Origin of the sequence: Mesorhizobium sp. LNJC405B00 (genome assembly GCF_000502615.1) — a bacterium.
GTDB lineage: Bacteria > Pseudomonadota > Alphaproteobacteria > Rhizobiales > Rhizobiaceae > Mesorhizobium.
Map to the genome: position 1 here is coordinate 81475 of NZ_AYWC01000008.1, position 13831 is coordinate 95305.

At 63.9% G+C, this 13831-nt stretch carries 16 protein-coding genes and 1 pseudogene; 5 read left to right on the forward strand and 12 right to left on the reverse strand.

What is annotated here, in order from left to right:
- The first annotated feature begins 79 nt into the window (after positions 1–79).
- On the forward strand, positions 80–1336 hold the full coding sequence (locus X756_RS149385; protein ID WP_023730232.1) for a ubiquinone biosynthesis hydroxylase: 1257 nt from the start codon (positions 80–82) through the stop codon (positions 1334–1336).
- A 22-nt stretch (positions 1337–1358) separates the two neighbouring features.
- Here the strand turns inward: X756_RS149385 and plsY are convergent, their stop codons facing one another.
- Both plsY and X756_RS149380 read right to left on the reverse strand, forming a co-directional pair.
- Complete coding sequence (plsY, locus tag X756_RS0134585; protein WP_031195597.1) at positions 1359–1997, reverse strand: glycerol-3-phosphate 1-O-acyltransferase PlsY; 639 nt, start codon at positions 1995–1997, stop codon at positions 1359–1361.
- A gap of 16 nt (positions 1998–2013) precedes the next feature.
- Positions 2014–2544, reverse strand: coding sequence for a hypothetical protein (locus X756_RS149380; protein ID WP_023670503.1), 531 nt, complete (start codon positions 2542–2544; stop codon positions 2014–2016).
- A 230-nt stretch (positions 2545–2774) separates the two neighbouring features.
- On the opposite strand from X756_RS149380, the pseudogene X756_RS149375 reads away from it, so the two are divergent.
- A pseudogene (locus tag X756_RS149375) lies at positions 2775–3332 on the forward strand (FGGY-family carbohydrate kinase); the annotation flags it as partial.
- The gene (locus X756_RS149370) at positions 3329–4936 is read left to right on the forward strand and encodes a GMC family oxidoreductase N-terminal domain-containing protein (RefSeq protein ID WP_023730234.1); all 1608 of its coding nucleotides are present in this window, start codon (positions 3329–3331) and stop codon (positions 4934–4936) included. The pseudogene X756_RS149375 and the gene X756_RS149370, both read left to right, overlap by 4 nt.
- A gap of 16 nt (positions 4937–4952) precedes the next feature.
- On the opposite strand, the gene X756_RS149365 is transcribed toward X756_RS149370, so the two are convergent.
- Complete coding sequence (locus X756_RS149365) at positions 4953–5309, reverse strand: YciI family protein (protein WP_023670506.1); 357 nt, start codon at positions 5307–5309, stop codon at positions 4953–4955.
- Complete coding sequence (locus X756_RS149360) at positions 5306–5521, reverse strand: hypothetical protein (RefSeq protein WP_023730235.1); 216 nt, start codon at positions 5519–5521, stop codon at positions 5306–5308. The genes X756_RS149365 and X756_RS149360 overlap by 4 nt, the downstream gene beginning before the upstream one ends.
- Positions 5522–5740: 219 nt before the next feature.
- Here X756_RS149360 and X756_RS149355 point away from each other — a divergent pair, with 219 nt between their 5' ends.
- A complete protein-coding gene (locus tag X756_RS149355; protein WP_023670508.1) occupies positions 5741–6166 on the forward strand; it encodes an OsmC family protein in 426 nt (141 codons plus the stop codon).
- 93 nt (positions 6167–6259) lie between these two features.
- Here X756_RS149355 and X756_RS149350 read toward each other — a convergent pair whose 3' ends face one another.
- The 7 genes from X756_RS149350 to X756_RS149320 form a co-directional block, all read right to left on the reverse strand.
- Complete coding sequence (locus tag X756_RS149350) at positions 6260–6889, reverse strand: YceH family protein (RefSeq protein WP_023730236.1); 630 nt, start codon at positions 6887–6889, stop codon at positions 6260–6262.
- Positions 6886–7632 carry a nucleotidyltransferase domain-containing protein gene (locus X756_RS149345; protein ID WP_023730237.1) on the reverse strand — a complete coding sequence of 249 codons (747 nt, stop codon included), beginning with the start codon at positions 7630–7632 and terminating at the stop codon, positions 6886–6888. The genes X756_RS149350 and X756_RS149345 overlap by 4 nt, the downstream gene beginning before the upstream one ends.
- 65 nt (positions 7633–7697) lie before the next feature.
- Positions 7698–8477, reverse strand: coding sequence for a succinate dehydrogenase iron-sulfur subunit (locus tag X756_RS149340; RefSeq protein WP_023670510.1), 780 nt, complete (start codon positions 8475–8477; stop codon positions 7698–7700).
- Between the two features lie 40 nt (positions 8478–8517).
- Positions 8518–10347 (reverse strand): succinate dehydrogenase flavoprotein subunit, encoded by a 1830-nt coding sequence (gene sdhA, locus X756_RS149335; protein WP_023730238.1) that lies wholly within the window; start codon positions 10345–10347, stop codon positions 8518–8520.
- A gap of 1 nt (position 10348) precedes the next feature.
- Entirely contained in the window at positions 10349–10747 is a 399-nt protein-coding gene (gene sdhD / locus X756_RS149330; RefSeq protein WP_023683885.1) for a succinate dehydrogenase, hydrophobic membrane anchor protein, read from the reverse strand.
- Positions 10747–11166 (reverse strand): succinate dehydrogenase, cytochrome b556 subunit, encoded by a 420-nt coding sequence (gene sdhC, locus X756_RS149325; protein ID WP_023683884.1) that lies wholly within the window; start codon positions 11164–11166, stop codon positions 10747–10749. The genes sdhD and sdhC overlap by 1 nt, the downstream gene beginning before the upstream one ends.
- Before the next feature lie 240 nt (positions 11167–11406).
- Complete coding sequence (locus X756_RS149320; RefSeq protein ID WP_023730239.1) at positions 11407–11874, reverse strand: hypothetical protein; 468 nt, start codon at positions 11872–11874, stop codon at positions 11407–11409.
- 253 nt (positions 11875–12127) lie between these two features.
- Here X756_RS149320 and X756_RS149315 point away from each other — a divergent pair, with 253 nt between their 5' ends.
- A complete protein-coding gene (locus X756_RS149315; protein WP_023730240.1) occupies positions 12128–12499 on the forward strand; it encodes a hypothetical protein in 372 nt (123 codons plus the stop codon).
- 37 nt (positions 12500–12536) lie between these two features.
- On the opposite strand, the gene X756_RS149310 is transcribed toward X756_RS149315, so the two are convergent.
- Positions 12537–13733 carry a GGDEF domain-containing protein gene (locus tag X756_RS149310; RefSeq protein WP_023698369.1) on the reverse strand — a complete coding sequence of 399 codons (1197 nt, stop codon included), beginning with the start codon at positions 13731–13733 and terminating at the stop codon, positions 12537–12539.
- Positions 13734–13831 lie beyond the last annotated feature (98 nt).

Consider the following 13831-nt stretch of genomic DNA (forward strand, 5'->3'; position numbering starts at 1 on the left):
TTTCCGACAGGAATGGCGGGCAGTCAAGGCCGGAATGCCCCAGTGGGCGGGGATGGTCGAGACTTCGAAAGGAATTGACATGGCGAACCGCAACCCGGACGCAAAAACCCCGCTCGACGTGCTGGTCGCTGGCGCCGGCTATGTCGGCCTCGCCGCCGCCGTGTCGCTGAAACAGGCGCGGCCGGGCCTCGCCGTGGCGGTCGTTGATGCTGCCCCCGCCGGCGTCTGGCAGAAGGACCGCCGCGCCTCGGCGATCGCCGCCGCCGCCTGCCGCATGCTCGACCAGCTCGGCGTCTGGCAGGAAATCGTCGGGCAATCGCAGGCGATCACCGAGATGATCGTCACCGATTCGCGCACCGCCGATCCGGTGCGTCCGGTGTTTCTCACCTTCGATGGCGAGGTCGCGCCGGGCGAACCGTTCGCCCACATGGTCGCCAACAAGGACCTGAACAGCGCCTTGCGTCGCCGCGCGCAAAAGCTCGGCATCGACATCATCGAAGGTGTCGCGGTCGCATCGTTCGACGGCAATGGCGCCGGCATCACCGTGCATCTGGCCGACGGCGCGGCGATTGAGGCGCGGCTGCTGGTCGCCGCCGACGGCGTCAATTCCAAATTGCGCGACATGGCCGGCATCAAGACGGTGAAATGGGAATATGGCCAGTCCGGCATCGTCTGCACGGTGGCGCATGAGCGCCCGCACAATGGCCGCGCCGAAGAGCATTTTCTGCCGGCCGGCCCGTTTGCAACGCTGCCGCTCAAGCCCACCGAGGACGGCACCAACCGTTCGTCGCTGGTCTGGGTCGAACGTTCCGAGGATGCCGAGAAGCTGGTCTCGGGCGACGACCTCGTCTTCGAGCAGGAGCTTGAAATGCGCTTCGGCCTGAAGCTCGGCGAAATCCGCGTCACCGACAAGCCGCGCGCCTGGCCGCTCGGCCTGACCATCGCGCGCGCCTTCGTCGCCCCGCGCGTAGCACTTGCCGGCGACGCCGCGCACGGCATCCACCCGATCGCCGGCCAGGGCCTCAATCTCGGCTTCAAGGATGTGGCGGCCCTTGCCGAAGTGGTGGTCGAGGCCGATCGCTTGGGACAGGATATCGGCGCGCTCGACGTGCTCGAGCGCTACCAGCAATGGCGCCGCTTCGACACGGTGCAGATGGGCGTCACCACAGATGTGCTGAACCGGCTGTTTTCCAACGACATCGGCCCGCTGCGCCAGCTCCGCGACGTAGGCCTCGGCCTTGTAGAACGGATGCCCAGGCTGAAGGAGTTCTTCATCCGCCAGGCGTCGGGGTTGTCCAACGGCACACCACGGCTGCTCAAGGGTGAGGCGATTTAGGCCGGGAATGAGTGCCGCTTTGTCATAGACGCGGCTCGGCTCCTGACATCAGCCGCGCAATGTTGGCGCGGTGGCGCACGATCACGTAGATGCCGCCGGCGATGACCAGCAACCGGTAGGGCAATGGTTGTCCCATGCCGCCGACGAGGGCGATCGCGGTGAGCGCCGCCAGCATCGAACTCAGGGACACAATTCGGGAAACTGCCAACACCACGGCAAATGCCGTCGCCGCGCCTAGGCCCACAGGCCAGGACATCGCCAACAAAACACCCAACCCCGTCGCAGCCGATTTGCCGCCGGTGAAATTCAGCCAGATCGAACGGCTATGCCCAAGCAAAACAGCGAGTCCGGCCAGGCATACAATCCAAGGAGCCCAAACGGGCATATCAGATATTGCCGACGGCGGCGTTGCGGAGGACCAGAAACAAAACCAACGGGCAAAGATGACCGCTGCCGCCCCTTTCAGCACGTCCACCAGAAGCACCACCAATGCTGGCCATTTCCCGAGTGTGCGCAATACATTTGTCGCACCGGTGGACTTGGAGCCGTGCTCCCGGATATCGATGCCCTTAAGCAGTTTCCCCGCCAGATAGCCGGCAGGCGTAGAGCCGATAAGGTAAGCGGCAGCCGATCCTACCACGCTCGCTATCCAGAATGACATGCGCCCGGGCTGTTTCTCAGTTGACCTCAAACCCCAGCTTCTGCCGCAGTCGCAGCATGCGTTGGTCGGCGACCTTGAAACTCTGCTCGCCGCTCTTGGCAACACGATCCAGCATCTGCAGCAGATCTTCGCGCTCATGCGGATCGAGGCGCTCGCGCAGGAAGGGCGCCAGCTTGTCGATGACGATCGTCGTGTCGTCGATCTGCGCCGCGGCCCATTTGGCGTAGACGACGGCTTCATCGGTCTTCTTCTGGTTGTCCGCAATCTGCGAGATCACCTCGCGGATGACCGTTTCGCGCTTCGGCAGGATCGGGCCGTGCTCCGCTGCCAGTGCGGTGATCAGCGTTGCCGCCGCCACCACCGGATCGTCGATCGCCGTCAGCGGCGACAGCGCCGCCTGCTTGCGCAGCTTCTTGCGCCTTATGTTGCCCTGGACGCGGCCGACGACGTCGGCGACCTCGCGCGCGGCTTCGTTCATGGCCTTCATGCGATACCACCAGAACGCCCCGGCTCCCAGCACGCCGAGAATAGCAATCAGGAAAGGCATGTCGAATTCCCCCGAAAATTGCGGCGACGATAGGAGAACTCCGGCGTTGCTTCAACACGCAAGAATTGTATCTGATGAGAAAACAGAGCTGGCCCCCTAATCATCCAGACGCCGAGATCGGACGTCCTGGGTTCAGGTCGCTCGTCACGGGCACTAATGATGCAACCGCTTGGCGATAACGCCGACTTCGCGTCGAGCGCGGTGCCCATTATGACGATCCGTTCGGCCACTGCAATGCGGCTGTCGGCGCGGTGACGCCGGCCTGGGACGATCCGATGTTCCACCCGTTTCTCTACGGGTCGTGGCAAGGGGCGGAATACCGCGCCGGCTTCTACGGCCTTGCCGGCTGGCACAAGGAAGGCCATATGCTGCGCGCGCTGTTCGAGGGCGTGATGTTCGAGCATAGGCGCCACATCAATGTCCTGAAGGACGCCGGTGTCAGCTTCGACAAGGCGGTCCTGTCCGGCGGCGGCTCGCGCAGCGAGCACTGGCCGCAAATCTTCGCCGACGGGCTTGGGGTGCCGATCACCGTGCCTGAGGCGCGCGAGACCGGCGCGCTTGGCGCGGCAATCGGCGCCGGGGTCGCGGCCGGCCTGTTCGCCGACTATGAGGCCGGCGTCGACGCCATGACCCGGTCAAGCGCCGCCTACCGTCCGAACCCGGCCATGCAGGACCATTACAACAGGCGTTATCGCGCCTATTGCGGCCTTGCCGATACGCTGCGATCGTTCTGGGCCGAACACGCCGCAGAACCGAGTAGAACACCGCCGAGTAAACCACCGCAATGACCCAACGGCTCGATGGCGACTACGACTACATCATTGTCGGCGCAGGCACCGCCGGCTGCGTGCTGGCCAATCGGCTGAGCGAAAACCCGGCGACGCGCGTGCTGCTGCTTGAGGCCGGCGGCAGCGACAATTATCACTGGGTGCATATCCCGGTCGGCTATCTCTATTGCATCGGCAATCCGCGCACCGACTGGATGATGAAGACTGCCCCCGAAGCCGGCCTGAACGGCCGCTCGCTGCTCTATCCCCGGGGCAAGGTGTTGGGCGGCTGCACCTCGGTCAACGGCATGATCTACATGCGGGGACAGGCGGCGGACTATGATGGCTGGCGGCAGATGGGCAATGTCGGCTGGGGCTGGGACGATGTGCTGCCCTATTTCCTCAAATCCGAGGACCATCATGGCGGCAAGACCGAGCTGCACGGTTCCGGCGGCGAATGGAAAGTGGCGCGGCAACGCCTGTCCTGGCCGATCCTGAACACCGTGCAGGAGGCGGCCAAGGAATTCGGCATCATGCCGCGCGAGGATTTTAACGACGGCGACAATGAGGGGTCCGGCTTCTTCGAAGTCAACCAGAGCAAGGGCGTGCGCTGGAACACAGCCAAGGCATTCTTGCGCCCGGCGCTGCGACGGCCGAACCTCAGGCTGGTCGTCAACGCCCATGTCGAGACGGTGTTGTTCGAGGGCAAGCGTGCTATCGGCGTTTGTTATCGCGTCGGCGGCCAAACCATCGAGGCAAAGGCCAGGAGCGAGGTGCTGCTGACCGCCGGTTCGATCAACACGCCGAAACTGCTGGAGCTTTCCGGGGTCGGCGAGCCGGATCGCCTCGCCGCGCTCGGCATCGATGTGGTTCACGCCAGCCCCGATGTCGGCGAGAACCTTCAGGACCATCTGCAGATCCGCACTGTCTACAAAGTGTCGTCGGCGCTGACGCTCAACACGCTAGCCAACAGCCTGAGCGGCAAGGCGAAGATCGCGCTGCAATATGCCTTTGGCCGCTCGGGACCGATGTCGATGGCGCCGAGCCAGTTCGGCATGTTCTCGAAATCCGATCCGTCGATGGCGACGCCGGACCTGGAGTACCACGTCCAGCCCTTGTCTACCGACCGGCTGGGCGACCCGCTGCACCCGTTCCCGGCAATCACCATGTCGGTCTGCAATTTGCGCCCCGACAGCCTCGGCTCCGTGCATGCCACGACGCGCGAGCTGGCAGTGCAGCCCGATATCCGGCTGAACTACCTCTCGACGGTGCGCGACCGCGAGATCGCGCTGCGCTCGGTGCGCCAGGCGCGCAGCATCATGACCGCCAAGGCGCTTGCCGGTTTCCAGCCGGAGGAGATCCTGCCGGGCCTCACCCACCAGTCCGATGATGACCTGCTGCACCAGATCGGCTCGATCGCCACGACCATCTTCCACCCGGTCGGCACCTGCCGGATGGGCATCGATGACCGCGCCGTCGTCAGCCCGGACCTGCGCGTGACCGGTGTCGAGGGCCTGCGCGTCGTCGACGCCTCGATCATGCCGCGCATCGTCTCCGGCAACACCGCCTCGCCAGTGGTGATGATCGCCGAGAAGGCGGCGGATATGATCCGCCGGCCTGCATGACCTCGCCGCTGCTGCCTTACGACCCCGGCACGTCGTAGATCGCCCTGACTTCGACGGTGCCGATTTCGGCCAGCGGAATTTTGCCGGCGATCTCCAGCGCCTGTTCGAGAGTGTCGGCTTCGATCATGACGAAACCAAGCAACTGCTCCTTGGTTTCGGCAAACGGACCGTCAGTGATCAGCCGCTTGCCTTGGCGCCGCCGCACCGTCTTCGACGTCTTCACCGATTGCAGCGCCTGCGCGATGATCAGCTTGCCTTGCTGGTCCAATGACCGGTCATAGGCCATCGAATCGGCGTCGAGCTTGGCCAGACGCTCCGGCGTCATGGCATGGAGGTCCTTTTCCTCGCCGTAGACCAGACAGACATATTTCATTTCCAGCTCCCTTGCTGTGACGACCCATAGGCGATCACGGCGCCGGCGGCATCCTTGCCGGCAGCAGCGTGGTCGAGCACGCAGACCGCAATGCCGATCACGGCGACCGCAGCAAGCAGCCGGCCGAAGCCGGAAGATCGCGAGCACTCGATCTCGCGTAGACGCGCGCTTTTGTCGGCGTCGTTCCAATGGGCAGAAAACAGATTGTTCATCTTGGATCTCCATCCGCCACGAGAATCCGTGGACGCTCGCAGGACGGCCGGCGCCGATGCAAGTCGACATTTTTGCACGCACATTTTTCAGAAAAGATTTGCAGGGCTCGCCGGCGTCGCATCCGGCCGAAACAGCGCGGTGGTCTTCCCCTGCCGCCGCGCTATAGTTGGAGGGAACGCCGCGTGGCCGGCGCTGTCGCTGTAATCAAGGAGAATCTTATGGACCGCACCGCAAACGCCGTCTGGAAAGGCAATCTGAAGGAGGGCACGGGCACGCTCGACAGCCAGAGCGGCACCTTGAAGGGCACGCCCTATTCGTTCAAGGCTCGCTTCGAGGACGAGAGCGGCAAATCCGGCACCAATCCCGAAGAGTTGATCGCAGCGGCACACGCCGGCTGCTACGCCATGCAGCTGTCGCATTTCCTGGCCGAGAACGGCACGCCCGCCACCGAGCTCGACGCCAAGGCGGTGGTGACGCTGGTGCCCGGCACCGGCATCACCGGCAGCGCCATCACCCTGATCGGCAAGGTGCCGGGCATTGATGCGGCGAAGTTCAAGGAGCTGGCCGAGAAGGCCAAGGCGGAGTGCCCGGTTTCAAAGGCACTCGGCGCCATCAAAGTGTCGCTCGACGCGAAGCTGGGCTGAAACGAAGGGATTCGAAGTGAGAAACGCCGGCTTAACGCCGGCGTTTGCATTTTCAGAGGCCAGCGATCCGTCGCGCCAACGCTCCGGTGATAGTTAAGCCCCCAGCGCATCAAGCCGGGCGCGAAGGGCCGCGACTTCCTGCTCCAGAGCCTCCAATCTCGCTTCCAGGTCGGAAGCAGGCAAGGCCGGCGCGCTCCGCTGCACCGATAACGCCGCGACGTCCACCGGTCCTGCGAGCAGATGCACGTAGCGGTCCTCGCGCTGGCCTGGCCCGCGCGGTATTTCCTGGATAAGCGGCGGTCGGCGGCCGATCAGCATGTCGAGTTCAGCGCGCAGGTCTTCGATCGACGAAAACCGCGCCATGCGCTCAGCTCGCGCCAGCAACTCATGCGCCGTCTGCGGCCCGCGCAGCAAAAGCAGGCCGATCACCGCAGTCTGCGGCCTCGTCAGCGAGAAGCGCTGCGCCATCTGATGCTCATAGCGCTCGACGCGCGAGCCGAACATCTGACGCACCAGCCCCTTCTGCTCGAGCAGCTTCAGCGTCCGATGCACCTCTGTCGGCTCGAGCGCCATCACAGGCTCGCGCGCCGTCTTCTGGTTGGCGGCTACAAGTGCTGCATTCAGCGTCAGCGGATAGACATCCGGCGTCAGCTCCTTCTTCTCGATCAGGCAGCCGAGCACACGGGCTTCGACCGGATTGAGAATGGGAAGGTCATCGCTCATTGAAGTTCAGCCTCCCGGCGGTAAAATTCGGTTGCAAGGGCATGTTTGCGCGCTTGGCCGGCTTTGTCCCTGACGGGGCCGACTAGGTTCATTTCGTGGTGACCATAGCGGGCTTCGAGATAGCGCGCGATTGCGGTCGGGATGAGGCCCGAGCCCATCTCCCGCGTCCGGCTTTTGCGCTCGATCAGGCCGCGGATTTCGTCGCTGGCTTGAGCCGGTATCTCGGTCTGATCGAGGCATTCGCCAAGGTTCATCGGCGGCAGGCTGGCAAAGCCGCGCTGTTCCATCCAGTCGAGCGCCACGAGCGGGCGGATCAGATAGAACAGCTTCTTCAGCTTCACCTCGCCGGAGAAACTGCCGATCTTGGCGACGTGCGAACGCGCAAGGCCGAGATAGTGGTGCGATACCTTCGCCGGATCGACGATCTCGGCCAGCAAATCGAGAAGGCGCTGGCGAAACCCCGAAACCTCCTCATAGACGATCGGCGACTTCGCCCATTCGACTATGACGGCATTGCCGCCAAGCGCCAGCAGCAACGCCTTGCGCAGATCCCAGCCGCCGGCATCGATCTCGCCTTCGATCGGAAACTCGATCACATCGCGCGCCTGCTGCAGCACGAGGTGATCGGTTACCGGTCTGATATAGACAAAGCGGCAGTCATAATCGCTGTCGGGAGACGGAAACCCCCAGGCGCGGCTGCCGCTTTCGATGGCAAACAGGATTTTTACAGGCTGGCTTCGCACCAGATCGAGGCGGGCGCGCAGCGCCGCGACGGCGTCCGGCGAAAAGTCGGCGGGTAGCGGCGGCGTCAGACTCTGCGCTCCACCATCATCTTCTTGATCTCGGCAATCGCCTTGGCCGGGTTGAGCCCCTTCGGGCAGGTCTGGGCGCAGTTCATGATGGTGTGGCAGCGGTAGAGCCGGAACGGGTCTTCGAGATCGTCGAGCCGTTCGCCCGTGGCTTCGTCGCGGCTGTCGATCAGCCAGCGATAGGCCTGCAGCAACGTCGCCGGGCCGAGATAGCGGTCGCCGTTCCACCAATAGCTCGGGCACGAGGTCGAGCAGCAGGCGCACAGGATGCACTCGTAGAGCCCGTCGAGCTTTTCGCGATCCTCATGGCTCTGCAGCCATTCCTTGGCCGGCTCTGGCGACACTGTCTTCAGCCATGGCTGGATCGAGGCGTGCTGGGCGTAGAAATTGGTGAGGTCGGGCACCAGATCCTTGACCACCTGCATATGCGGCAGCGGGTAGACCTTGACGGCGCCGGAAATGTCGTCGCAGCCCTTGGTGCAGGCCAGCGTGTTGGAGCCATCGATGTTCATGGCGCAGGAGCCGCAAATGCCTTCGCGGCATGAGCGGCGCAAGGCAAGCGTCGGATCGATCTTGTTCTTGATCCAGAGCAGCGCGTCGAGCACCATCGGCCCGCAATCGTCCATGTCGACGAAATAGGTGTCGATGCGCGGGTTCTCGTCATCGTCGGGCGACCAGCGGTAGATGCGGTATTCCCTGAGGTTGGTGGCGCCCTCCGGCTTCGGCCAGGTCTTGCCCGGCTGCACCTTGGAGTTCTTGGGAAGCGTGAGTTCGACCATTACCTCAGATCCTTTCGGATGGCGGGCTTCGGCACCATGGTCAGTATACCCTGGCCTTCGGCGCGATCTTGGCAAGACTGATGCCGCCGTCCTTTTCCGCCACCAGCGGCTCGGTGTGCACGGGACGATAGCTGAGGCTCACCTGGCCGTCCTCGCTTAGCCGGGCCAGCGTATGCTTGCGCCAGATAATGTCGTCTCGGGCCGAAAAATCTTCGCGCGCATGCGCGCCGCGGCTCTCCTTGCGCGCCTCGGCGCCGTAGACCGTGGTGATGGCGTTGGCCATCAGATTTTCCAGCTCCAGCGTCTCGACCAGGTCGGAATTCCAGATCATCGAGCGGTCGGAGACTTTCAGGTCCTTGAGCTCGGTCCATATCTGCGAAATGCGCTTGCAGCCGTTTTCGAGCGACTCCTGTGTGCGGAACACGGCGGCGTCTTCCTGCATCGCCTTTTGCATTTTCTCACGCAGAACGGCGGTTGGCGTCGAGCCATTGGCGTGGCGCAGCCGGTCGAAGCGGTCCATGATGTTTTCGACCGAGGCTTCGTTGGGCGAAGGGATCGCCGAATTGCGGTCGATGACCTGGCCGGCGCGGATTGCGGCGGCGCGGCCGAACACCACCAGATCGATCAACGAGTTCGAGCCCAGCCGGTTGGCGCCGTGCACGGAGGCACAGCCGGCCTCGCCGACCGCCATCAGCCCGGGTGACACCCGGTCAGGATTCTCGACCGTCGGGTTCAGCACCTCGCCCCAGTAGTTGGTCGGCACGCCGCCCATATTGTAGTGCACCGTCGGCAGCACCGGGATCGGCTCCTTGGTCAGGTCGACGCCGGCGAAAATCCTGGCCGATTCCGAAATGCCCGGCAGCCGCTCATGCAGCACGGCCGGATCGAGATGATCGAGATGCAGGAAAATATAGTCCTTGTTCTTGCCGACCCCGCGGCCTTCGCGGATCTCCAGCGTCATGCAACGCGAGACGACGTCGCGCGAGGCCAGGTCCTTGGCCGACGGCGCGTAGCGTTCCATGAAGCGCTCGCCCTCGGAATTGACGAGATAGCCGCCCTCGCCGCGCGCGCCTTCGGTGATCAGGCAGCCGGCGCCATAGATGCCGGTCGGATGAAACTGCACGAACTCCATATCCTGCAGCGGGAAGCCGGCCCGTGCCGCCATGCCGCCGCCGTCGCCTGTACAGGTGTGGGCCGACGTCGCCGAGAAATAGGCGCGGCCATATCCGCCGGTCGCCAGCACCACCATCTTGGCGGAGAAGCGATGGATGGTGCCGTCGTCGAGGTTCCAGGCGACGACGCCGGTGCAGGTGCCGTCCGGTTCCATGATCAGGTCGAGCGCAAAATACTCGATGAAGAACTGTGCATTGTTCTTCAGCGACTGGCCGTAGAGCGTGTGCAGGATGGCGTGACCGGTGCGGTCGGCGGCAGCACAGGTGCGCTGCACCGGCGGGCCGTCGCCATAATTCATCATGTGTCCGCCGAACGGCCGCTGGTAGATCTTGCCCTCTTCGGTGCGCGAGAACGGCACGCCGTAATGCTCGAGCTCGTAGACCGCCGCCGGTGCCTCGCGCACCAGATATTCCATGGCGTCGACGTCGCCCAGCCAGTCCGAACCCTTGACGGTGTCGTACATGTGCCACTGCCAGGAGTCCGGACCCATGTTGGACAGCGACGCCGCAATGCCGCCTTGTGCCGCCACCGTGTGCGAGCGGGTCGGGAACACTTTGGTGATGCAGGCCGTGCGCAGGCCCTGCTCGGCCATGCCGAGCGTGGCGCGCAGGCCGGCGCCGCCGGCGCCGACGACCACCACGTCGAACTTGTGGTCGACAAAGGTATAGCCGGTGGCCGATTTCGCGTCCTTGGCCAAATCAGCCTCCGAATGCCAGTTTGAGCAGGGCGAAGATCGAGGCGACGCCGACCGCTATGGTGAAAAACGTGCTGAGTGCGATCAGCGCCAGCTTCATGCCTTCGGCATGCACGTAATCCTCGATAATGACCTGCATGCCGACACGCATATGGGTGAGACCGGAAACGAGCACCAGCGCCAACACCAGCGCCACGAACGGACTGGCGAGCGCCGCCCGCACCTCGGCGAAGCCGGCGCCATTGAGCGCGATCAGGAACCCGACGAAGAACAGTATCAGCGGGATGTTGGCAATGGCCGTCAGCCGCTGTCGCCAGAAATGCCCGGTGCCTTCGCGGGCCGAGCCCAGACCGCGGACCTTGGCCAGCGGCGTGCGCATATCGTTGTTGTTCGTGCCGCTCATCACAAGGTTCCCCGCGCCATGTAGCCGGCGACCCAGATCAGCAGCGTGAGCAGGATGGAACCGGCGAGCGTCGCCCAGGCGATCTTCGATGCCGTGTGTTTCTCCAGCCCGGCGCCGGTGTCCCAGACGAGATGGCGCACGCCGCCCAGCATGTGGTGCATCAGCGCCCAGGTGTAGCCGAACAGGATGAGCCGGCCGAGCCAGGTGCCGAAGGCCCAGTTGATCCAATCGAAAGCGCCTTGCGAACTCGCCGCCGCCATCAGCCACGCGGCGACCAACAGCGTGCCGAAATACAGCGCCCCGCCAGTGATGCGATGAATGATCGACATCGTCATGGTGATCGGTGGGCGGTAAATCGTCAGGTGCGGCGAGAGCGGCCGTTCACGTCTGGCGGTTCGGGTGGCTGGTGATTTGCTCATGGCTGCCCCAGTTCGATGTCCGGAGCCGCGGTGGAAAGCGGCACTTACCGCCTCGATATATGACTTCAGACAGCCGGTTTCTAATGCTCTTTTTGCACCGCGTCAAAGCCGGAAAATCGTTTTGAAAACGTCATTTGGTCTGACAAAAGGCTGCTGTTTCGCTTCAATCGATTTGGCCACCGTCGAAAGCCGGCGCACCGTTCGCTGCAGTGCGGCATTTCCTTTGCAATCGACGCCAGGCTATCGTTTGCAGGTCTGTGGTGTCGAGCCCCTCTTCATCACCAGCGCCTCGCGCGCGTCGATCACGATTGCGTCATGCGACGCCGCTTCCTGGTAGCGGCTGGACTGGTTGGCGGGTGATGCGGCAAACTCCTCGGTCGTGCCGTCTGGCCTGACAACGCGCAGCGCCGTGCCGAGGTTCTGGATGGTGATCACACCGCCATTGCCGCATCTGTAAGTCGCCGTGCCGACAGCAGACCGCGGGGCCGTAAGGTCGGTGACGATCTTGGCTGGCGGTGCGGCAGGTGCTGCAGCCGTTGCGGAAGCCGGGGGCGCCACAGGTGGGGCGGACTGCTGAGCCGGCGCGGGCGCGACAGTGGGTGGTACGGTATTCACCGCCGTCGGCGCGCCATTCTGCGGCACGCAGGCTGCGGCAGTCAGCAAGGGGATCGACAACAGCGTCACCCGAAACGTCCGGCGTAACGCCATATGCTGTCCTCCTGCGCGGCTAACTAGCCGCGATGTTCCACCAAGATCAAGCTCACCCGACGTCAGCGTAGTTGTGTGCGTCGCGGCCGATGGTGCGGGCAAGCATGGCCGAATGATGACGCCCGGGTTTTCCATCCCGTCGGATATTAACCATGTTTGGCGAGAGATCGCCGCCGGATGCGCCTGCCCTCTTAACAAAGGTTAAGAAAAGGTTAATTTCCGATTCGATCGGGTCCACAGCAGAGAGGACACCATGCTTTCGAATTCAGGAAAAGCGCGCCTTGCGGCGCTTGTGCTGGCGACAGCCAGTCTCGGCTTCGCCGCCCCGGCAATGGCCTGGTCGCGCCATCATGACCGCGTCTATGCCGATTCCCTGGGCAATCTCGTCATCGACAGCGCCGCCGGCTACAAGCGCATCGTTGTCGGCCAAGGCAGGCTGGCCAAGAAATTGTCCGACTACACCAGCGCCGGGCAGCCGGAAGCGGAACCGGAAGTCCTTTATGAAGACGAGGCGGATCACATCTCCAGGCGTGGCTGCTACCAGCCGCCGGTGTTCGTGAAGGGCCGCTCCTATATGTACGGCCTCTCCGATGGCGAAATGCCCAACCTCAGCCCTTGCCGCTGATGCTCCGGCACGGCCGAGAGGCCGTTTAAGCGAGACGCTAACCGACGCTGCCTGTATCCGGGATGAACACCGTTTCCGCCCGCTCATAGGACAATCGCACGCTGTCGCGGCCGTTCTTCTTGGCCTTGTAGAGCGCTTCGTCGGCGCGCCGCATCAGCGGCTCCAGCCCTTCGTCGCCGGTGCGCGCCGCGACGCCGAAGCTCGCGGTCACCCTGGTGCCCGGCGGCAACCCGTCGACACTGCCGGCCGAATAGTGCGTGCGCACGGCTTCGGCAAACAGCCGCGCCGTGGCAAGATCGCTCAGCGACAGAAGCACAGCGAACTCCTCGCCGCCGATGCGGCCGGCAACCGCACGCGTGCCGGCGGCCGCGCGAAGCTTGGCGGCGAAGTCGGCGATCACCTGGTCGCCCGCGGCATGTCCGTATTTGTCGTTGAGCGCCTTGAAGTGATCGAGATCGGCCAGCACCAGCGCGACCGGCACCTTGGTAACAGCGCAATGCTGCAGCACCAGCAAGGCGCGCTCCTCGAAACCCCTGCGGTTGAGCAGGCCAGACAGCGGATCGGTGTGCGTCTCGGTCTTCAGCGCCTTCATCACGTCGAGCGCAGCTGCCGAGAACAGGCAGAGCGCGATCAGCAACGACAGCAGCGCGTGCGTCAAAAGCGCCGTCGTCCAGTAGGACGAGCCATAAAACCCGTCATAGCTGGTGAACGGCCCGTGCGAGATGACGACGAGCAGCGTGCGGCCGATGAAGTTCAGCCCGGACAGCAGCGACAATACGAACAGGATTTTTTCCGTCGGGCCGTTCTTGCGCACGGCGCGCAGCTCGGCGGCGACCAGCAGGCTGAGGCCGCCAAAGCCGAAATTGATCGACAGGATGCGCCAAGTCAAGTCCGGCTGGACGAACAGGAACCAGCAGAATGCCACCATCCCGCCACCCGCCAGAATGCCGATCGCGATATAGGGCACGCGCCTGCCATAGCGTGAGATGATCGCACCGACGAGGCAACAGGCGGCGAGCGTGAAGCAGAGGTTGGAGACCAGCTTGGTCAGCACCATGCCGCCGGGCAGCGTGAAATACTGCAGCAGGAAGCCGGGCGCGGACACGCAATAGCTCGTGCCGAGCACAGCCAGATAGGGCCGGTGGCGCTGATAGAACCACAGCACGAGGAACGCCGCGCCGAGCGCCAGCGCGATCGTCGGATTGAGCAGCGCTATGAACAGGCCGGTGTCCAAAGGACGGTGACTTCCCGCTTGACGTCAGGGAAGACCTTAGAGCGCAAGCCCCAACAAGCGGTTAAGCCGGGACGAATATGCAAGTCGCCACTCATGAA